This window comes from Bacillus alveayuensis (assembly GCA_030812955.1).
In the GTDB taxonomy this organism is placed as follows: domain Bacteria; phylum Bacillota; class Bacilli; order Bacillales; family Aeribacillaceae; genus Bacillus_CB; species Bacillus_CB alveayuensis.
In genome coordinates this window covers 870,932-891,588 of record JAUSTR010000001.1, presented here as the reverse complement: position 1 = coordinate 891,588, position 20,657 = coordinate 870,932, and the positions used below count along the sequence as shown (strand labels likewise).

At 36.9% G+C, this 20,657-nt stretch carries 18 protein-coding genes; 1 reads left to right on the top strand and 17 read right to left on the bottom strand.

Features of this window, described 5'->3' with window-relative positions:
• Positions 1-10: 10 nt before the first annotated feature.
• From J2S06_RS04480 to J2S06_RS04450, 7 genes are all read right to left on the bottom strand, one after another.
• Positions 11-322 carry a metal-sensing transcriptional repressor gene (locus tag J2S06_RS04480; protein WP_419151399.1) on the bottom strand — a complete coding sequence of 104 codons (312 nt, stop codon included), beginning with the start codon at positions 320-322 and terminating at the stop codon, positions 11-13.
• A gap of 543 nt (positions 323-865) precedes the next feature.
• Positions 866-1,213, bottom strand: a complete 348-nt coding sequence (locus tag J2S06_RS04475) for a hypothetical protein (protein ID WP_419151398.1) — start codon at positions 1,211-1,213, stop codon at positions 866-868.
• Between the two features lie 465 nt (positions 1,214-1,678).
• Positions 1,679-2,200: a ubiquinol-cytochrome c reductase iron-sulfur subunit gene (locus J2S06_RS04470; protein WP_419151397.1), complete on the bottom strand. Its 522-nt coding sequence runs from the start codon at positions 2,198-2,200 to the stop codon at positions 1,679-1,681.
• Between the two features lie 145 nt (positions 2,201-2,345).
• A complete protein-coding gene (locus J2S06_RS04465) occupies positions 2,346-2,528 on the bottom strand; it encodes a DUF2933 domain-containing protein (RefSeq protein ID WP_419151396.1) in 183 nt (60 codons plus the stop codon).
• Between the two features lie 709 nt (positions 2,529-3,237).
• Positions 3,238-4,572, bottom strand: a complete 1,335-nt coding sequence (glnA, locus tag J2S06_RS04460) for a type I glutamate--ammonia ligase (protein WP_419151395.1) — start codon at positions 4,570-4,572, stop codon at positions 3,238-3,240.
• Positions 4,573-4,632: 60 nt separating this feature from the next.
• On the bottom strand, positions 4,633-5,037 hold the full coding sequence (locus tag J2S06_RS04455) for a MerR family transcriptional regulator (protein ID WP_419151394.1): 405 nt from the start codon (positions 5,035-5,037) through the stop codon (positions 4,633-4,635).
• A 120-nt stretch (positions 5,038-5,157) separates the two neighbouring features.
• A complete protein-coding gene (locus J2S06_RS04450) occupies positions 5,158-6,426 on the bottom strand; it encodes a methionine gamma-lyase family protein (protein ID WP_419151393.1) in 1,269 nt (422 codons plus the stop codon).
• A 535-nt stretch (positions 6,427-6,961) separates the two neighbouring features.
• On the opposite strand from J2S06_RS04450, the gene J2S06_RS04445 reads away from it, so the two are divergent.
• Complete coding sequence (locus J2S06_RS04445) at positions 6,962-7,579, top strand: trimeric intracellular cation channel family protein (RefSeq protein WP_419151392.1); 618 nt, start codon at positions 6,962-6,964, stop codon at positions 7,577-7,579.
• Between the two features lie 38 nt (positions 7,580-7,617).
• Here the strand turns inward: J2S06_RS04445 and spoVK are convergent, their stop codons facing one another.
• From spoVK to J2S06_RS04395, 10 genes are all read right to left on the bottom strand, one after another.
• Positions 7,618-8,586: a stage V sporulation protein K gene (spoVK, locus tag J2S06_RS04440; protein WP_044746914.1), complete on the bottom strand. Its 969-nt coding sequence runs from the start codon at positions 8,584-8,586 to the stop codon at positions 7,618-7,620.
• A gap of 205 nt (positions 8,587-8,791) precedes the next feature.
• Entirely contained in the window at positions 8,792-9,016 is a 225-nt protein-coding gene (hfq, locus tag J2S06_RS04435) for an RNA chaperone Hfq (RefSeq protein WP_044746913.1), read from the bottom strand.
• 37 nt (positions 9,017-9,053) lie between these two features.
• On the bottom strand, positions 9,054-9,998 hold the full coding sequence (miaA, locus tag J2S06_RS04430; RefSeq protein ID WP_419151391.1) for a tRNA (adenosine(37)-N6)-dimethylallyltransferase MiaA: 945 nt from the start codon (positions 9,996-9,998) through the stop codon (positions 9,054-9,056).
• A 99-nt stretch (positions 9,999-10,097) separates the two neighbouring features.
• Positions 10,098-11,966 carry a DNA mismatch repair endonuclease MutL gene (gene mutL / locus J2S06_RS04425; protein ID WP_419151390.1) on the bottom strand — a complete coding sequence of 623 codons (1,869 nt, stop codon included), beginning with the start codon at positions 11,964-11,966 and terminating at the stop codon, positions 10,098-10,100.
• Positions 11,967-11,970: 4 nt separating this feature from the next.
• Positions 11,971-14,559, bottom strand: coding sequence for a DNA mismatch repair protein MutS (gene mutS / locus J2S06_RS04420; protein WP_419151389.1), 2,589 nt, complete (start codon positions 14,557-14,559; stop codon positions 11,971-11,973).
• Positions 14,560-14,722: 163 nt separating this feature from the next.
• On the bottom strand, positions 14,723-15,277 hold the full coding sequence (gene cotE / locus J2S06_RS04415; RefSeq protein ID WP_044746909.1) for an outer spore coat protein CotE: 555 nt from the start codon (positions 15,275-15,277) through the stop codon (positions 14,723-14,725).
• A gap of 221 nt (positions 15,278-15,498) precedes the next feature.
• Positions 15,499-15,927, bottom strand: a complete 429-nt coding sequence (locus J2S06_RS04410) for a YlbF/YmcA family competence regulator (protein ID WP_044746908.1) — start codon at positions 15,925-15,927, stop codon at positions 15,499-15,501.
• A 2-nt stretch (positions 15,928-15,929) separates the two neighbouring features.
• The gene (gene miaB, locus J2S06_RS04405) at positions 15,930-17,459 is read right to left on the bottom strand and encodes a tRNA (N6-isopentenyl adenosine(37)-C2)-methylthiotransferase MiaB (protein WP_419151388.1); all 1,530 of its coding nucleotides are present in this window, start codon (positions 17,457-17,459) and stop codon (positions 15,930-15,932) included.
• A 408-nt stretch (positions 17,460-17,867) separates the two neighbouring features.
• Entirely contained in the window at positions 17,868-18,734 is an 867-nt protein-coding gene (locus J2S06_RS04400; protein ID WP_419151387.1) for a 2-oxoacid:ferredoxin oxidoreductase subunit beta, read from the bottom strand.
• On the bottom strand, positions 18,735-20,471 hold the full coding sequence (locus J2S06_RS04395) for a 2-oxoacid:acceptor oxidoreductase subunit alpha (RefSeq protein ID WP_419151386.1): 1,737 nt from the start codon (positions 20,469-20,471) through the stop codon (positions 18,735-18,737).
• Positions 20,472-20,657 lie beyond the last annotated feature (186 nt).

Sequence of the window (20,657 nt, the reverse complement as noted above, 5' to 3'; positions counted from 1 at the left end):
ATTCCCTCCTTTACTTTGAAAATTGTTTAATAACCTCCATAAGCTCACGAATCGAATCTTCGCCACTATTTTCTCGAATCGCCTTCAACATACAATGATTAGCATGACGTTCCAGCAAGTTCAATCCGACTTTTTTTAACGCAGCTTGAATCGCGGAAATTTGCACTAAAATATCAATACAGTACCGATTGTCCTCGACCATTTTTTGTACTCCACGTACTTGCCCTTCAATACGCTTTAAACGCTTAATGATGTTTTCAATCTCTTGTTCGGTTCGCGGAACCATTTTTGAAATGACATTGTTATCTTCACAGTGATTCACTCGTAACACCTCATTTATTATAATAGTTGCTTTTTATTACATTATACGGGTAATAGGTATAAAAAACAACTGTTATTTTTCTTAATGTATGATTTTCTTTTTATTATATTTTCATACAAAAAAGTTTCATGACTATGCTAAACAATAAAAAAAGCCGAGCATTATCTCGGCAGCCACTTCACTTTGTTAAGATATTTCAACGAATCCAACCATACCAGATTCTTTATGTTCAGCAATAGTACAATAAAATCGAAAAACACTACATTTGATAGGTATGAACTTCATTTCAGCTGTTTTTCTCGGAAAAGAATGAACTTGAACGGTTTGATTTTTTGAATGATTCCCACGATGACTCTGTTGTAAAAGAGAGGCTATCATTTTTTCGAATTGAATATTATGTTCAACTTCACCGTTTTTTAGAATTAAGGTTTCGAGTTATCCTATAGTAAGTTTGAAATTTTCAGGGAAGTAAGCATTTTCGGCTCTTTCATGACCACTTTTTCCGTCTTTATCTTAAAGTTTAACGGTGAGCCAGACCGATTATTATTGGTCATAGAGTGGGCTCATAGGTAAATTTTTTATTGGAACGTTGTTATATCGAGTGAGTTCATTATATACGTGGTAATAGGTGTAGAAAAACAGCAGAAAGACGATTACTAGTAATAGCGGATTGTGGAATATTTTGTTAATAGGGGTGGTGACAGCTTCGCTGGTACTACCCCTAATAAAAGATGAACGGTTAAAACCGGTTTCTTGTTGAAGTATGTACAAAACAATACAAACCATCCCAACAAATATGACGAACATGATATGGATCATTGGCGTTTGGTATTCTGGTAAAATCATCTCTCCTAACATCGCTCCCATCATTCCGCCCATTAATCCTGACAAAAACACCATCTAGGATGGCCATGACACTAATTGGCAGCCCGGTCAAAAAACCCGCTAAAAAGCCAAAGGCCATTCCTAAAACGATTGAGAAAAAGAGGTTACCGCTATACAAAACTCCAGCCAGCACACCACCTGTTTTTTTCTAAATGATAGATTTCTCTGGAACGTGGCTATGAATAGCAGTTATCAAAAATTAATTCAAAGATTGGCTATTTGTCAATTGACGAAGAAGATGAGAAATTTATCTTAACATTTTCACTCCATTTCATTAATCTAACTGCTACATCTTTCTCCTCAATCGGGACTTTCCTCCTATAGATTACACCCATGTCTTGCGCTCTGAAAAAAACAGGAGGTTTAGTAGGGTAACCTGCTGTTTTTTCTAAATTTACATTTACGTAATTATGATAAAAATAGGAAAATTACTACTTGTTTTCATTTTTATTACATCAATATTCCCATTAATCACAAGTCTTTAACCTTTTTATTTTCTCTTTTTCTCGGACTCAGTACAGCGATATAAACATTCCCATCCTGAATATAAACATCGAATGTATCTAACGGTCTTGGCGGTGGCCCTCCTACATTGATCCCATATTCATCATATTGTCCTCCATGGCAAGGACAATAAAATCGAATTCCCGTTTTTTGCATTTCCAATTCAGCATCTGTTGCTATACAGCCTAGATGGGTACAAATTGGTGACATAATTAATAAAGAATTATCTTCCTTATTTTTATTAATATATACAAAGCCCTCTCTTTCCTGCTCTGTCCATGCATCTTTTATTTTTACTTTATACATCACCTTTTTCGGAAATTCGCCCTTTTCTAATTCGATTAAAGGACCTAGATTAGCCATAGTGCTAGTATCGATATTTTTCTTATCATTACTACAAGCAGCTAGACCTATAGGCAATACAGAAACAGCAAATAATCCAGCTGCTCCTTTAAACGATCTGCTAAGAAAGTCTCTCCTACTCAACATTAAGCTTCCCTCCATTTCTTAGTGTACTTCTTGAAAAAAACATGATAAATATAACCTATTGTCGACAACCCAATACTGGCTTTCATCCAGAGAAACCGCTAAGCTGTTTAGAGAATGCTAACTTATTAAATTGACTACTCACAACTCATTTACTTTTTAATTGTCTCTTTAATTGTTCATTTTCTGCCTTGAATTTTTCAATCTGATCCTGTAATTTCCTGATGGAGTGATTATCAGAAGAATGATGCTTATGATGCTTATGTCCTTTCATACAAAATAGCATCATTAAAGGACACAGTAACAATATTAAGAGATTAGCCCAATTCATTTTCTTTTCTCTCCTTTCTTCTCTTGCATTTAATTTACAACGTCTTTTTTTTTTTTTTTTGCATTTTTTATGAAAAAGATCTACATGTTATTTATGTTATTTTTATACGGAACTATTCATCATGAACTCAAATTGAATAGGGAAAAACAATTGTAAATTATCATCCAATCATATTGGCAAAACCTCCAAACATCACCGTCCTCTCCCCTCCTTTTACCATTTTAAAACCATTAAGTGATCGTGTATATTAGTATAATAAATGAGAACGACGGGACTGACCAGCTTTCTTAGCCACGGAAAATTTAATGACTTTGAATCTTTTTACCCATCAACAAAACGAAATACTTTTACCAGAAGAGGTTTAGAAAAATGGTTAGCATAGAAGATTACTTATTTGTCTCAAGAACAAATAAAATCCTTCTTATCACCTTATTCTCTAACTGATGTCTATATCATAGCAATGAATTTTGCAGAATTTGTGGAGTAATATATTTTAAAGGGCAAAAGTACAAGGCGTTCATTGTTCGAGAAGAGCATGTGTATAGAATGCCCAGTCGGCAAGCGATTCGCTTGTCGACTCCGGTAGAAAAGCTAGAAATAGAGACATCTCAACTGGTTATTATTAGTTAATCAACATGCCTGATAATATATTTCAAAAACAAAAAAAGCCTTGAATCCTAGAAACCCAGGAATATCAAGGCTTTATTCATTAATATTGTGTAATGTATTGCTCGCGCTCCCAAGGGTGAACTTGTGTTCTAAACATATCCCACTCGATTTCCTTTGCTTCAACGAAGTGTTCGAATAAGTGTTTTCCAAGTGAATTGACGATGACTTCGTCTTTCTTTAAATTTTCAAGTGCTTCTGCAAGCGTTGCTGGTAAGTCAACGATACCGTTTTCGATACGTTCTTCTTTTGTCATCACATAAATGTTGCGGTCAACTGGTTTAGGAGGAGTTAATTTGTTTTTTATTCCATCTAATCCAGCCGCAAGTAATGCTGCCATGGCTAAGTATGGGTTAGCTGATGGATCCACACTACGAACTTCAATACGAGTGCTCATACCACGTGAAGCAGGGATGCGGATTAATGGACTTCTGTTTTGCGCAGACCATGCCACATAACAAGGTGCTTCATATCCAGGCACTAAGCGTTTGTACGAGTTAACAGTTGGATTCGTGACTGCTGTAAATCCAGGTGCATGTTTGACAACACCTGCAATGAATTGTCTTGCTGTATCACTAAGCTGCAAGTCTCCATTCGGGTCGAAAAATGCATTTTCCCCATTACGGAAAAGGGAAAGATTACTGTGCATACCTGAACCGTTTACACCAAATAAAGGCTTTGGCATAAATGTCGCATGCAAACCATGCTTGCGAGCGATTGTTTTAACAACGAGCTTAAATGTTTGAATATCGTCACAAGCTCTTAAAGCATCTGCATATTTGAAATCAATTTCGTGCTGGCCAGGAGCTACCTCATGGTGAGATGCTTCGATTTCAAATCCCATTTCTTCAAGCTCTAACACGATGTCACGACGGCAATTTTCCCCTAAGTCCGTTGGGGCAAGGTCAAAATATCCACCATTGTCGTTAAGCTCTAAAGTAGGCTCTCCTTTTTCATCAAGTTTGAATAGGAAAAATTCAGGCTCTGCACCAAGGTTAAAAGCAGTGAAGCCTAGTTCTTCCATTTCTTTCAAAACACGTTTTAAGTTATTACGTGGATCTCCTTCAAATGGTGTTCCATCCGGATTATAAATATCACAAATAAAACGAGCTACTTTTCCTTTTTCAGCTGTCCATGGGAAAATGACAAATGTATCTAAATCCGGGTATAAATACATATCAGATTCTTCGATACGAACAAAACCTTCAATAGAGGAACCATCAAACATCATTTTATTACTAAGTGCCTTTTCTAATTGTGAAACTGGAATTTCCACGTTTTTAATTGTACCTAAAATGTCGGTAAATTGAAGGCGAATAAATTTTACATTTTCTTCTTTGACTAAACGGAAAATATCTTCTTTTGTGTACGTTGGCATATTCAAAAACTCCTCCCATTTTCATATAAATATTTATTTTTAAAATTTTCAAACACAATATTAATGAAAAAACCTAGACATATCTCCTTGTCTTAATGTAACTCGATGCATCCTTCCTGCTTGTAATAATTCTTCTTTTAGAAGCTTTCGTAATTCCGCATCGCTTAAATCAGGTTTCTCAGCTTTTTCAATTTTCGGTTCAACGGCTTGATTAGATGGTTCATTCTTCGCTGCAAAAATTTGCTTAATCCCAGCCATGTTGACGCCTTTTTCAATTAGTGACTTAATCTCTAATAATTTATCAACATCATTGAAGGAAAACAATCTTCTATTACCTTCTGTTCTTGCGGGAGAAACGAGTCCATGCTCTTCATAATAGCGAATTTGTCGTGCGGAAAGTTCCGTTAATTGCATAACGATACCGATCGGAAATAATGGCATGGAACGTCTAATTTGATCACTCAATGTATACTCCCTCCTTCCGAAGAACTTAATGTTATTATAAATCAATGTTATATTTATTGTCAATAATATGTTAGGAATTATAACACAAAAATTTCATCAAAAAAGAAAGGGGTTCCCTTCCTAAATATTTAAAATATTCTTTTCTATTAATTGATCTAAGGTATAACAAATGGCAATTTTTACATGTTCATATGTTAAACCACCTTGCACATAGGCCACATAAGGAGGTCGAATCGGTCCATCGGCTGAAAGCTCAATGCTAGAACCTTGTATAAAAGTACCTGCAGCCATGATGACATCATCCTCATAGCCCGGCATATTGCTTGGATAAGGTGTTACATGAGAATTCACAGGTGATGCATATTGAATTGCTTGGCAAAAGGCAACCATCATATCTTGATGATCGAATTGAACAGATTGGATCAAATCCGTTCGAAAAGCTTGCCAATGTGGGTCTGTTTTTAATCCAACTTCTTCTAACATAGCCGATGTAAAAACGGCTCCTTTTAATGCTTGACCGACAACATGTGGGGCGAGGAAAAAGCCTTGATACATTTCTTGTAGGCTATATAAAGAAGCACCTGCCTCAGCGCCAATTCCAGGTGATGTCATCCGATATGAACAAGTTTCAACGAAAGGTTTTTTCCCAACAATATAACCACCTGTTTTCGCTAACCCACCACCAGGGTTTTTGATGAGAGATCCTGCCATTAAATCAGCTCCCACATGGCACGGTTCTAATTCTTCTACAAATTCCCCATAACAATTGTCCACAAAAACAACTAGATCTGACTTTATCGACTTGACAAATTCGATCATTTCTTTTATTTGCGAAACCGTAAATGAAGGACGTGTTGCATAGCCTTTTGATCGCTGAATCCCTATCATCTTTGTTTTTTTGGTTATAGCTTTTTGAATAGCTTCATAGTTAATTTTCCCATCATTTGTTAAGTCAACCGTCTTATAGTCAATATGAAACTCTTTTAACGAACCTGTACCATTTCCTCGAATTCCAACGATTTCTTCCAACGTGTCATACGGCTTTCCGGTTATGTAAATCAGTTCGTCTCCAGGGCGAAGAACGCCAAATAAAGCGATTGAAATGGCATGTGTACCTGAAATAATTTGCGGACGGACGAGTGCACTTTCCCCGCCAAAAACATCTGCATAAATGTTCTCTAATGTATCACGGCCGATGTCATCATATCCATAGCCAGTTGAAGGGTTAAAATGGCTATCACTAACTTTAAATTTTTGAAAGCTTTTTAAAACACGAAATTGGTTCGCTTCGACTTTGCGGTCAATTTGCGTATGAATATCTTTTATTTTTTCTTCCACCTTTTCGACAATAAGAGAAAGTTTTTTTCCGTGGCGTAAATATTGATACATCTTGATGTTCCTTCCTATTGACAATATTTTTTCACGATATGCTGCATTGGATGATTCGGAAACATAAACTAAAGGCATTCAAATTTTCTTACTCTGTTTTCAGTAACGTTTATGATGAAAAATGCTATGGGACCAGACGTGTTGATTAACCAATAATAACCAGTTGAGATGGCTCTATTTCTAGCTTTTCTGCCATACGATTCTGTATGTTTAAGTAAAATAATGGATAATCAACGCTTGTGCTATGGGACAATTGTTTTTTATGTCATGAATGCGGTTATGTATATTACGTCGAACCATTTCCAGCTTTGTCTCTCCTAGATCTTATCATATCAAACATTTTTCTTTTCTACTAGTCACCACCTTCCTTCATCGATTGGTAAGTTTTCAACAAAAAAGTTGCAGATGAACGTGAAAAGGTACAAACAACATTCCGCCAAAATCTTGATCAATGAGATAAGAAAAGGATTGCAATTCCTTCAAATGATGATAAAATCATAACGGTTATGAAGTTTGATCAAAGGGAGTACATCAGATGACTTGGGACGTTTTCAACATTATTGGGACGATTGCTTTTGCTATAAGTGGAGCCATTGTTGCGATGGAAGAAGATTATGATTTGTTTGGCGTTTATATGCTTGGAATTGTTACCGCTTTTGGTGGAGGAGCGATTCGAAACTTGCTGCTAGGAGTTCCTGTTTCGGCACTATGGGATCAAGGATTACTTTTTAATATCGCCATAGTGGCGATGACGATCGTCTTTTTGTTTCCGCATAATATGTTAAAGCATTGGCGCAAATGGGGTCATTTCACAGATGCAATCGGCTTATCCGCTTTTTCGATCCAAGGTGCTCTTTATGCTGTTCATATGAACCATCCGATTAGTGCAGCAGTTGTCGCAGCCGTTCTCACTGGTACTGGTGGAGGGATCATTCGCGATTTATTAGCACAAAGAAAGCCGCTAGTTTTACGGGAAGAAATTTATGCCGTTTGGGCAATATTAGCTGGTCTTATGATCGGCTTTAAAATAGCTGATACACCAGAGGAGCTTTATGCATTATTTGCAATTATTGTCATTTTGCGAGTATTAAGCTATTCGTTTAAATGGAGATTGCCGAGTAAATCCTTTCGATCAAAAAATGAAACGTTTTAACTGGAATTACGTTTTTTAATATAACTTATAAAGCAGCCTTATGATAAGGCTGCTTCATCTTGAAACTTTAAATCTTGGCTTTTTATTGTTAATAAATCTTCCGTAGAATATTGGTCATAAAGCAATAACCTGAACGCTTGAGCACGAATCGACTTTTCAATAATATTTCGGACATATCGAGCATTTGAGAACCTTGTTGGATGAGTATGATGTTTCATTTGGATTAAATGCTCTTTAAGCTTTTGTTCAGCCTCTTTACTAAATCGATATTCTTTTTCTTTCACCATCATTTTTGCAATATCCAATAGTTCTTCAACAGAATAATCTGGGAATTCGATCACGATTGGAAATCTAGACATTAACCCTGGATTTAACGATAAAAATTGATCCATTTCCCGAGGGTATCCAGCTAAAATTAGAACAAAATCATGTTGTTTATCCTCCATATGCTTGACAAGTGTATCAATCGCTTCTTTACCAAAATCTTTTTCCCCGCCTCGGGCTAATGAATACGCTTCATCAATAAACAAAATTCCCCCCAATGCCTTTTTGATTAAATCTCTCGTTTTTTGCGCCGTATGACCGATATATTCCCCTACTAAATCAGCTCGTTCAGCTTCAATTAAATGTCCCTTTGACAGGACATTCATTTGATAAAACAATTTCGCTATTAATCGGGCAATCGTTGTTTTTCCTGTTCCTGGGTTCCCTTTAAACATCATATGAAGCGCTTGTTTCCCAGCTTTTAAGCCTTTTTCTTCGCGTTTTTTATTGACAAAAATCCACGCATATATTTCTTTGATCAGCTTTTTCATTTCTTCCATTCCGACAAGAGAGCTCATTTCTTTTTCAATTTCCTTTAAAATTTGATGCTTAGCTGACGATTTAGGAATCGCTATTTCATACGTTTGCGCCTTTTGCGACGTTATTTTCGTTGATGAGCTGCTTTGATGATTTAAAACAATATTAATTTGTCCATTGTTTTTTAATGTCACTGCTTGATCCACCGAGCTCACCTCTTTATCTACTCTTTTCGACAAAAAACAAGTTTCTCTGAAGATTGATGAAAAAATTGATGAAACTTGCGCTTTCCCAAGAAATATTCATTATTTATTTGTATGCAAGAGGGAGGAGTGGATAAACCATATTTTTCATAATAAATAAAAGCCGAAAAATGAAATTCATCTTTCGGCTTTTATTTCGGACGATTGATTATTCAAGTTCTAGTTGAATATTTTTTTGCGGAGAAAAAGTTGAAATGGCATGCTTATAAATTAATTGTTGTTTCCCTTCAGATTCAATTAAGACCGTAAAATTGTCAAAAGCTTTTACTTGGCCGCGTAGCTGAAATCCATTAAGCAAAAATACTGTAACAAATGAGCCGTCTTTTCGTAATTGGTTCAAAAATTGATCCTGGATATTGATGGATTGCTTCATGAAATCGTCCTCCTCTATTCTCTATATGTAAATAATTCTATTCAGAAAGCAACTTTCCTGCTATATATTGAAAAATTTCTTCTACCTTTTTTTCAATATGGACTGGTGGCGTCATATCAAACCATTTCACGTCCATTTTATTTCGAAACCAAGTTAATTGGCGCTTTGCATATCGCCGCGAATGTTTTTTAAGCTTTTCAATAGCTTCCTCTAAGGTGATGAGTCCATCAAAATATTCATATATCTCTTTATAGCCAATGGCCTGAATGGATTGACAATCGCGGATGCCGCGATCATATAATGACTTTACTTCTTGTATGAGCCCTTCTTTCACCATGCTATCCACACGTTTATTGATCCGCTCATATAACACCTCTCGCTTCATTGTTAGGCCAATAAGAGCAACATCATACAGCAAATGCTGACCATTTTCTTTCTTCTCACTCATCGGTTTACCTGTTTCATAATAATATTCTAAAGCGCGAATAACACGGCGGACATTATGCGGGTGAATGCTTTTGGCTGAGATTGGATCAATTTTTTTCAATTCCTCATATAACGCCTCATATCCGATTTCGTTCGCTTTCTTTTCAAGCTCAGGTCTAATCATCCCATTTTGACGCGCCTTAGGAAATTGGTAATCAAAAATGACGGATTGAATATATAATCCTGTTCCCCCCACAATGAGGGGAAGCTTCCCTCTCTGTAAAATATCTGTAATAATCGGGCGGACAAGCTGCTGAAATTCCGCTGCAGAAAATGATTCAGTCGGATCTTTTATATCAATAAGATAATGGGGAACCCCTTCTGTTTCTTCAGGTTTAATTTTTGCCGTCCCGATATCCATTCCTTTATAAATTTGCATAGAATCTCCACTAATAATTTCCCCATTTAGCTTTTTTGCTAGCTCAATGCTTACATTCGTTTTCCCAACAGCAGTTGGGCCAATTAAAACGATTAATTTCTCTTTCTTGTTTTCCATCACACCACTCTTTCAATTAAGAGAATATTCGTCTTCATCCTATCATGTTTGAAAGGAAAACACCAATATATTATGTCCATACATCTAAGTTTTAAACGGCTACATCACCCGTTTAAACATTTTTTCCATTTCATATGTGGAAAAGTGAATGATAATTGGTCTACCGTGCGGACATGTAAAGGGATCACTCGTTTTTCGTAATGATTCAAGTAAAGCAAATATTTCATCATTCCGTAAATGTTGATTTGCCTTGATGGACCCTTTACAGCTCATCATAACTGCAGCTTCTTCACGCAGTTTTTTAATATCAATTTTTTGATCATCTAATACTTGCTGAATGATTTCCTCAATAATTTCTTTTTCCTCTCCTTTTGGAAACCAAGTCGGGTGGGAACGAACGATATAGCTATTGCGTCCAAAGTCTTCTAAAAACACCCCAACTTTTGCCAAATCATCTTTATGCAATTCAATGATGAAAGCTTCATCTGTTGAATACGTAAAAGTTATAGGAACTAATAATTGTTGAACCTCTTCCGCTATTTCACCTACTTTTTCACGATAATATTCATATTTTATTCGTTCTTGAGCAGCATGCTGGTCGATGATATAAAGGCCGTTTTCATTTTGAGCTAATATATAGGTTCCATGCATTTGTCCAATTGGATACATCGGTGGAACTCGACTTTCGTTTTGATCAACACATTCCGGCTCTTCATCTTCAAAATCATGATCAGGTAATTCTTCATCAATCGGCGTGAAATCGATGTTTTCGATCATGGACGGTACTTCTTCTTGCGCCGCTCCCTCGTTTTGTTCCACCTCTAAGGTCGTTTCGTCCTTGTCATATGGCTGCAATCGCTCCTTTGTGAAAACAGATTGTTGGAACTCTTTTTCTTCATGAAGAAGATGCTCAAATTGGAATGATTGTTGCTCTTTTTGGACTTTTCGTTTCGGAATCGATGATGTAAGTTCGGGAATCAATTGCTTTTTCTTAAAAGCATCTTGAATCCCCTTCGTAATAAGATCGTAAAGCTCTTTTTCTTTACTAATGCGCACTTCTAGTTTTGCCGGATGAACATTCACATCGACTAAAATCGGATCCATGTTTATTACTAAAACCGCTATTGGATACCTCCCAACAGGGAGTAATGTGTGATATCCATCTAAAATCGCATTGACGATTGAATAGTTTTTTATAAAACGACCATTAATGATCGTTGAAATATAATTGCGTGATGCTCTCGTCACCTCTGGATAAGATATATAGCCATTGATATCAAAATCAAGAGATTCGATGCGGATAGGCACCATTTTTTTGGCAACAGATAACCCGTAAATCGCGGCAATGACGTGTCTTACATCTCCTTGACCGTTCGTATATAGCAATCGTTTCCCATTGTGGCTTAATTTAAATGAAATATTTGGATGAGCAAGTGCTAACCGATTGACAATATCTGAAATATTTCCGAGCTCGGTATGGACGGTTTTCATATATTTTAGTCGTGCCGGTGTGTTGAAAAATAAATTCGTTACAATGATTTCCGTACCTTTTCGGCTTGAATAAGATTCATGTGTTTGAATTTGTCCACCAACAAGGACCATTCTCGTTCCAGGTCCATCACCTGTACTAGTTTTCATTTCTATGTGAGAAACGGAAGCAATACTCGGTAATGCTTCACCGCGAAATCCAAGTGTTTGAATGCGAAAAAGGTCATTTTCATCTTTTATTTTGCTCGTGGCATGGCGGTGGAAAGCATTGATACAATCATCCTTTTCAATCCCATCGCCATTATCCATCACACGAATTTTGCTTAGCCCTGCTTCTTCCACTTCAATTTCAATAACGGTAGCATGTGCATCAATGGCATTTTCCACGAGCTCCTTCACAACAGATGCTGGCCGTTCTACTACTTCCCCTGCAGCAATTTTATTCGAAAGCTGATCATCTAAACGGATGATCTTCCCCATATTCTCACCTCAAGTTTTTTAACTTCTTTTGGATCTTGTATAATTCATTCATCGCATCAAGAGGAGTCATATCTAGTAAGTCTAATGATTTTATATGTTGAATCACCTCGTATTCTTTTTTTTCTAGGTTCGTTGCCCTTTTTTTGTCCGACTGAATTTCCGCCTCTTCAAATAACGATAATTGCATTGCTTCTTTCACAGGTTGTTCGATTTTACCATGCTGATATTCCTCTTCAAACTGGCGTAACAGCTCTTTCGCTCGTTCAATGACTTGATCGGGCAACTGCGCAAGCTCTGCGACATGAATCCCATAGCTTTTATCTGCTGCACCTTCCTTGACTTTATGGAGGAACACGACTTTTCCATTTTCTTCAACTGCACTTACATGAACGTTTTGTAAATGTTCAAGGTTTTGTTCAAGAACTGTTAGTTCATGATAATGTGTCGAAAATAAGGTTTTGGCGCCAATATGGTCATGTATATACTCGATCATCGCCTGCGCTAAGGCCATTCCATCATATGTGGAAGTACCACGGCCAATTTCGTCAAATAATATTAAGCTTTGCGAGGTGGCATGATCGATCGCATTTTTCGCTTCTAGCATTTCCACCATAAACGTACTTTGGCCAGATACTAAATCGTCAGCCGCACCAATTCTTGTAAAAATTTGGTCAAATAACGGCAGCACCGCTTCGGATGCTGGTACGAAGCAACCGATTTGCGCTAAAATGGCTGTCAAAGCAATTTGCCTCATGTATGTGCTTTTCCCTGACATATTTGGACCTGTAATAAGGAGGAGGTTTCGACCATTTTTCATGAGACAATCATTTGGAACATAATCCCCTGAATTCATCACCTTTTCTACAACCGGGTGACGACCATCTTTAATGGATAACTCATTATGAGAAAATCTCGGCTTTGTATAATGGCGCTCCTCACTGACGACAGCAAAGCATTGTAAAACATCTAGTTCACTTATTTGCTTTGCCAATAGCTGCAGGCGTTTTATATACTCTTTCACACGATCACGAATTTGAACAAATAATTCGTATTCAAGCTCAACACTTTTTTCTTCTGCTTCTAATATTAATGCTTCTTTTTCCTTTAATTCAGGTGTCACGTAGCGCTCGGCATTAGCAAGTGTTTGCTTTCGTTCATAACGGCCCTCTGGCAATAAATGAAGATTCGCCTTCGTTACTTCAATATAGTAGCCGAACACTTTATTAAATCCTACTTTTAATGATTTAATACCTGTATGTTCACGCTCTCTTTGTTCGAGCTCTGCAATCCATTTCTTCCCGTTCCGACTTGCATCACGATATTGATCAAGCTTTTCATGAAAACCGTCTTTAATAATATTTCCTTCTTTTACAGAAAGAGGAGGGTTTGGGTCAAGGGCTATTTCTAGTAATTCTGCTAAATCTTCGCAAGGATCAATTTCTCTTGAAATTTTTTTCGCATAATCGTTGTTAAACGATGAAATGATTTTCTTAATAGCTGGTATTTTCTGCAATGATTTTTTCAATTGAATTAAATCTCTTGCATTTGCATTTCCAAACGCTACACGGCCGGATAGCCGTTCTAAATCATAAACTTCCTTCAATAATTCTCTTAATTCTTCACGTTCAAAATAATGATCGATCAAAGTTTCGACCATATTTAAACGCGTTTCAATCTTTTGGAGATCAAGAAGTGGCCGATCAATCCATTGCTTTAACATGCGCCCACCCATCGCCGTCTTTGTTTCATCCAAAAGCCAAAGGAGCGAACCCTTCTTACCTTTCGTTCGAATCGTTTCCGTTAATTCTAAATTACGTTTTGAATATAAATCCATCTTTAAATAATCTTGAAGCTGATAAAACTTGACTTTTTGAAGATGGTCTAAGCTTCGCTTTTGCGTTCTCTTTAAATAGTGATATAAACGTGCAAACGTCTTTTTTAATCTTTCATCGTGTAAATGTTCAATCAGGTTTTGAAAATGATTAAGGAGGTCCGTTTCCGACTCAAAGGAAAACGTTACGGCACATCGTTCTGAAATTTTCTTTTTTATTTCTTCCGGAAACTGTGGATCGACAACAATTTCACGAACATGATTGGAATAAAGCTCACTAATAACATCCTCTATATTCGAAAGAAGCGTCACATTCGATTCACCTGTAGTTAAATCTGTTAAGGCTAGTCCATAAAGAAATTCGTCTACATTTAGTGCAGCAATAAAATTGTTCTCTTTATCTTGAAGGGCTTTTCCGTCCATTAACGTACCAGGGGTGACTAATTGGACAACCTCTCTTTTGACAACGCCTTTTGCTTGCTTCGGATCCTCTGTTTGCTCACATATTGCTACTTTGTAACCTTTTTCTATTAGTTGTTCGATATAACTCCATGCAGAGTGATAAGGCACACCGCACATTGGAATGCGCTCTTTTGCTCCCCCATCACGGCTCGTTAACGTGATTTCTAATTCTTGGGAAGCTTTAATCGCATCCTCAAAAAACATTTCGTAAAAATCACCTAAACGGAAAAATAAAAAGGCATCCTTATAGTCTGCCTTAATTTTTAAATATTGTTGTATCATCGGCGTATATGCTGCCATGTGAATCCCCCAATTTTTATTTCGAAATCTCTTTCCATTTTTATATCGAATAAAAAGCATCTTTTATTATATCATAAAACTACTTTTAGAGACGAGATTCACGATGGTGGCCGTTTTTCATTGAAAAAAGAAAAACTAGAAAGGTTCCCTCCCTAGTTTTCGATTATTCTTCTGGTTCATCAAGCATCATTTCAGGATCTAAATCTTCTATTTCTTCCTCCAATTCTTCTTCCCAGTCTTCCCAATCCTCATCCTGTTCTGTAAATCCTTCTGTATTTATGGACACGACAACTTTCGTTTCCCCAATCACTTCTGCTAAAAATTCTCTTTCTACTTGAACAACGATATTTTCGCCATTTGGTGAAATCGTCACTTCTAAACAGTTTGGTTGTTGTAGCACGCGAGCAATCACTTCATGCTCATCATCTAAATAGTTATCATCTTTATATTTTAATTTTAAAACATCCGTGTATTTAACGGTTTCCGTTACAACTTCTGTTTTCGTATTTTCATTAAACGAGTACCAAACGTTGATATCATAGCTTCCGGAAATTTCAACGGTTTTCCCTTTTTTCCGAGCATCATATTTATGGTTAATAATCCATCCACCTAAAATACTTGCTGGCTTCTTTTCTGGGGAAATCGTATGGGTTGCCTGCGTAAATTTTTTCCCTTTCGCCACTACTGCTTTCGTAATAATTTCCCTGTATTCTGACATTTTACAAAAACCCTCCTCAAAACAATCTTCAGTGCACATTTGTACTTGATCTTTTATCCTTCAAGACATGTTGAAAAAAAATCATAAGACCTTCTAGTTCATTCTATGCGGACTTTAACAAATATGTACCTAAAATCATCAAATCTATATTTTTTTGCTTTGAAGAGGGGAATCAAATGAAAAAATGAGCGCTGTCAAATGATGACAGCGCTCCGGAAACTTTAATGACAGCTTCCTTTTGGACTATTTCTAATTTTTGAACCTGTTTCCCCTGTTAACAAATTTCCACCAGTTGAACGGATAATTTCGTCTGTCACATGGTTAGAAATCGTGTTGGCCACTAATTGCAATAAATCATTCACTTCAACTTGAGATTCTTTAAATTGTTGGACAATAGGAATTTGATCCAATTGTTCCATCAAGTGATCAATTTTTTCTTCCACTTGCTTCAAAGCTTCGTGTTTTCCGTAATGCTGGAAGTTAACAGCTTGCTTTTGCAAACTTTTAATACTAGCCATCATTTCCCGTACTTTTTGGTTTTCATTTATTTGTGCTTCAGCTTTTTTGAAAAAATCAACTTGTTCTGTTTCGGCAATCATCTGCGCAAGCTCTTTCGCTTTTTCTAAAATATCATCTTTAGTATATGCCATCTTTAGTTCACCTCTACAGCTTCTTCTACCATTTCTCCATCTAACGTCCACGTTTTCGCTTTTGTAATTTTTACTTTCACAAGCTGACCAATTGCTGATTTTGGTCCTCTGAAGTTGACTAATTTATTTTTACGTGTATATCCAGCTAAAATGTCAGGATTATTTTTTGATTCACCTTCAACAAGAACTTCGACGATTTTCCCTTCGTATTCTTTCATTTTTTTCGCAGAAATTTCATTCACTAAATTGTTTAAGCGTTGTAGACGCTCTTTTTTCACTTCCATCGGTACGTTATCCTTCATTTTCGCTGCAGGTGTACCTTCACGAGGAGAATAAATAAACGTATAAGCAGAATCAAACTCTACTTCACGGTAAAGGGATAACGTTTCTTCAAATTGCTCCTCTGTTTCGTTCGGAAAGCCTACAATAATATCTGTCGTTAAGGCTACATCTGGGATCGCTTCTTTAATTTTACGGACAAGCTCTAAATATTGTTCCCGTGTATATTTTCGAGCCATTATTTTTAAAATGTCACTTGACCCTGATTGAACAGGCAGGTGAATGTGCTCAACAAGGTTTCCTCGCTTTGCTAAAACTTCAATGAGACGGTCGTCAAAATCACGCGGATGACTTGTTGTAAAGCGAATGCGCGGAATATCAATATTGCGTAATTCATCCATCAAGTCACCAAGACCGTATTCCATATCTTCAAAGTCTTTGCCGTAAGCATTTACGTTTTGGCCGAGAAGGGTAATTTCTTGATAACCTTGTGCAGCTAAATGGCGCACCTCTTGGATAATGTCTTCTGGACGCCGGCTGCGCTCTTTTCCGCGTGTGTATGGAACGATACAATACGTACAGAATTTATCGCATCCGTACATAATGTTGACCCATGCTTTAATATTTCCTTTGCGAACTTTTGGCAGGTTTTCAATGACGTCTCCTTCTTTTGACCAAACTTCTACAACCATTTCTTTTGACATGTAGGCTTCATTTAAAATATGAGGAAGTCGGTGAATATTGTGTGTTCCGAAAATCATGTCAACATATTGGTATTGTTTTAATATTTTATTAACGACTGACTCTTCTTGGGACATACAGCCACAGACGCCAAGAAGAAGGTCAGGATTTTCCATTTTGAGAGGCTTTAAGTGACCGATTTCGCCAAACACTTTGTTTTCAGCATTTTCTCGTATGGCACATGTATTTAATAAAATAACATTGGCATCCTCTGGGCGGTCAGTCGGCTCATACCCAAGTGCCATGAAAATACCAGCCATGACTTCTGTATCATGTTCGTTCATTTGACATCCATATGTTCGGATGTAAAAATTACGACCGTTCCCCATCCCTTTAAACTGCTCTGGAATTTCGAAGTCTTTATGATATTTAACCTCTTCTTTTCCGCGCTTTTTAGCATCTTTTAAGGAAGGAGGCATATAAATACGTTCAAAATATTTGCTGTAATCCTTCTCGGATTTTTTGTCCGATGGATTCACAAGAGTTGTTGCCTTACGTTGCTTTTCATTCATGTTTGCATTCTCCTTTCAAAAGTTGACACTCGCTTTAAAAGAGTACACAATTTTATAGTATATAAGGAAAAGTCTTTGTGCACAATAATAACCGTCCTCTTTGCACTATTTTACATGTTTTTTTCATTACTTGCGAATGAAAGTTTTGTAAACGAAAAAAAAAAGTCAAGGTTGTTTGACATGAAAAATACAAACTGGATCATTTCGGTAAAAGGTTACTTAGGAGAAAAGAATATTGATGTTCCATTATGTGCGGAAGAATTAGGGAAATTGATCCCTGCTAACACCCAGAGCCAGACGTGAAATTGAAAACTTTAAGCTTTCAACAAGTGTTTCATATTCATTTTATACACATGAAAAAAGAGGCTGCTCAACTCAAAAATCCGTTTTGAGACAACCTCTTCTTTTTTACATAAATTCTGAAATAAGTTCATTAAATTTTTCTTCGCTAATCCGTAAATCTGCCTTTGATAAAGGCTCTTCACTGTAGCCATCAATAAGTTCTTGATAGGATGGTTGTTCTTTGTTTTGATAAATTAATCCCGTAACTAATCCGTTATGTTCCATAACTGTTTGCATGGCTTGGATGCGGTTGGATGAATCGTATCCATCTATATCGCTTAGTTTTGTTAAATTTTCTTTAAACCAATCATACGTATTTATTTTGTTATATGTGACACAAGGGCTGAAAACATTAATAAAGGCAAAACCTTTATGCGTAATTCCTTGTTCGATTAATGAAGTTAATTCTTTTAAATCTGTAGAAAAGCTTTGCGCCACAAAAGTTGCTCCAGCGGTTAATGCCATTTCAATGACAGAAAGTGGTGATTCAATAGACCCTTTCGGTGTACTTTTCGTTTGAAATCCGACCTCACTTCGTGGTGATGTTTGCCCTTTTGTCAACCCGTAAATTTGATTGTCCATCACAATGTACGTAATGTCAATATTACGGCGAATCGAGTGAATAGTATGGCCTGTTCCAATCGCAAAGCCATCCCCATCACCTCCTGCCGCAATTACGGTTAATTCTTTGTTCGCCATTTTTACCCCTTGAGCAATCGGAAGGGCACGCCCGTGAATGCCATGAAATCCGTATGAGTTAATATATCCTGAAATACGACCAGAACATCCAATTCCTGAAATGACTGCGAGCTCATGCGGCTCAAGCCCGACATTTGCCGCCGCTCTTTGAATGGCAGCTTGAACCGAAAAATCACCGCATCCAGGGCACCAATTGGGTTTTACTTGATTACGAAAATCTTTAAATGTCGCCATTTAGAACAACTCCTTGCATTTAGTGTATATTTCATGCGGCAAGAATGGATTTCCGTCGTATTTTAAAACGGAATGAATTTTGTCTTGATATCCGACATTCATTTTCAAAATATTGGCCAATTGACCTGTTGCATTTTGCTCTACTACGACTACTTTTTTCGCTTTTTCAACAAGCGGTAATAATTCCTTTGTTGGGAACGGATGTAGAAGACGGATGTGTGCATGATTGACTTTTAAGCCATCTTGTTCAAGACTCTGCATCGCTTCTTCAATCGCCCCTCTTGTTGAAATAATTCCAATAATTAGCAAATCTGGGTCTCCGTGCTTAACATTTCGATGGACAGCATGCTGAAATTGAATATGCTTTAATTTTCTCATGCGCTTGTCCATTTGCGTTTGACGGTTTTGTGCAGATTCTGACGGTTTTCCTGTTTCATCATGCTCTACACCTGTTACATGGTGAATACCATTTTTCATTCCCGGCAATACTCGTGGTGAGATGCCATCTTCTGTTACTTCATAACGCTTGAAATAGCCTTTATTTTCTAATTCAGGTAATTCTTCTGACAATAGTTTCCCTCGGCGAATTTCGATTTTCTCATATTCTAACGGCTCCACCGTCTGTTTTCCTAATGATAACTGCAAATCAGATAATAAAATGACAGGGCATTGGTATTCTTCTGCTAAATTAAATGCTTCAATCGTATCATAAAATGCTTCTTGTACCGTACTTGGCGCCAAGACGATTTTTGGGATTTCACCATGATTGCCATAAATCATTGCCATGATATCAGATTGCTCTTGTTTCGTCGGCAAACCTGTACTAGGGCCACCACGCTGTGTATCAACAATCACAAGTGGAGTTTCTGTCATCCCAGAAAGGCCGATTGATTCCATCATTAAAGATAACCCAGGTCCTGCTGATGCTGTAAAAGCACGCGCGCCGGCATAGTTCGCACCAATGGCCATTGTACAAGCGGCTATTTCATCCTCTGTTTGAATAACCGTTCCACCAAGTTCCGGAAGCTTCTTAATCAAGTACTCCATAATTTCCGAAGCCGGTGTGATCGGATAAGCAGCCATAAAGCGTGAACCAGCAGCTATTGCCCCTAGAGCAATGGCGTCATTTCCAATCATAAACATACGTCTTTTACCATCAGCTTTTTCTAAATAAAGATTTGTGCGATCATAGCCGAGCTCTTCCTTCATATATTGAGCTCCTTTTTTGATCGCTTCCATATTTTTTAAAACAACTTGTTCCCCTTTTCGACCGTAAGTAGCTTGAACTACTTCTTGATAGTGTGCAGGGGCAATATTTATAACAGCGCTAGTCGCTCCTATTGCTACCATATTTTTCATTAAAGAGGTACCAAGCTCTGTTGCAATCTCCGTAAAAGGCACTGGATATAAGGTTACATTTGAATTGTCAGGAATCGTTGGCTTAAATTTTGCATCTGCAATCACAATTCCACCATCTTTAAGCTCATGAAAGTTCACATCGATCGTTTCTTGATCGAATGCTACTAAAATATCTAAATCATGTGTAATCGTATGAACTCCCGTTGTACTTACACGTATTTTATTGTTTGTATGTCCACCTTTAATACGAGAAGAAAAGTGGCGGTATCCATATAAATAATAGCCAAGCCGATTTAAGGCGATGGAAAACACTTCTCCTGTACTTTCAATTCCTTCACCTTGTTGACCGCCTACTTTCCATGAAAGCTGATTTACCATAATCTATTTTGCACCCCTTTGTACGTAACATCATCATATTATTTTAAACTGTAAAACTTATTTATATTTTTATATAAAAATTAAAAACCTTTTTCAATTGTAGAACGAAGAGACAAAAAATACAAGAAAAATGTTTCAGCAATAACAGAAAATAATGATTATTCAAAAAAGTTGGATCATTACTTC

Coding starts and splice junctions, on each gene's coding strand:
- J2S06_RS04470 (WP_419151397.1), bottom strand. CDS start 2,200: ATGTTGAGTAGGAGAGACTTTCTTAGCAGATCGTTTAAAGGAGCAGCT.
- J2S06_RS04465 (WP_419151396.1), bottom strand. CDS start 2,528: ATGAATTGGGCTAATCTCTTAATATTGTTACTGTGTCCTTTAATGATG.
- glnA (WP_419151395.1), bottom strand. CDS start 4,572: ATGCCAACGTACACAAAAGAAGATATTTTCCGTTTAGTCAAAGAAGAA.
- J2S06_RS04450 (WP_419151393.1), bottom strand. CDS start 6,426: ATGTATCAATATTTACGCCACGGAAAAAAACTTTCTCTTATTGTCGAA.
- J2S06_RS04445 (WP_419151392.1), top strand. CDS start 6,962: ATGACTTGGGACGTTTTCAACATTATTGGGACGATTGCTTTTGCTATA.
- hfq (WP_044746913.1), bottom strand. CDS start 9,016: ATGAAGCAATCCATCAATATCCAGGATCAATTTTTGAACCAATTACGA.
- miaA (WP_419151391.1), bottom strand. CDS start 9,998: ATGGAAAACAAGAAAGAGAAATTAATCGTTTTAATTGGCCCAACTGCT.
- mutL (WP_419151390.1), bottom strand. CDS start 11,966: ATGGGGAAGATCATCCGTTTAGATGATCAGCTTTCGAATAAAATTGCT.
- mutS (WP_419151389.1), bottom strand. CDS start 14,559: ATGGCAGCATATACGCCGATGATACAACAATATTTAAAAATTAAGGCA.
- cotE (WP_044746909.1), bottom strand. CDS start 15,277: ATGTCAGAATACAGGGAAATTATTACGAAAGCAGTAGTGGCGAAAGGG.
- J2S06_RS04410 (WP_044746908.1), bottom strand. CDS start 15,927: ATGGCATATACTAAAGATGATATTTTAGAAAAAGCGAAAGAGCTTGCG.
- miaB (WP_419151388.1), bottom strand. CDS start 17,459: ATGAATGAAAAGCAACGTAAGGCAACAACTCTTGTGAATCCATCGGAC.
- J2S06_RS04400 (WP_419151387.1), bottom strand. CDS start 18,734: ATGGCGACATTTAAAGATTTTCGTAATCAAGTAAAACCCAATTGGTGC.
- J2S06_RS04395 (WP_419151386.1), bottom strand. CDS start 20,471: ATGGTAAATCAGCTTTCATGGAAAGTAGGCGGTCAACAAGGTGAAGGA.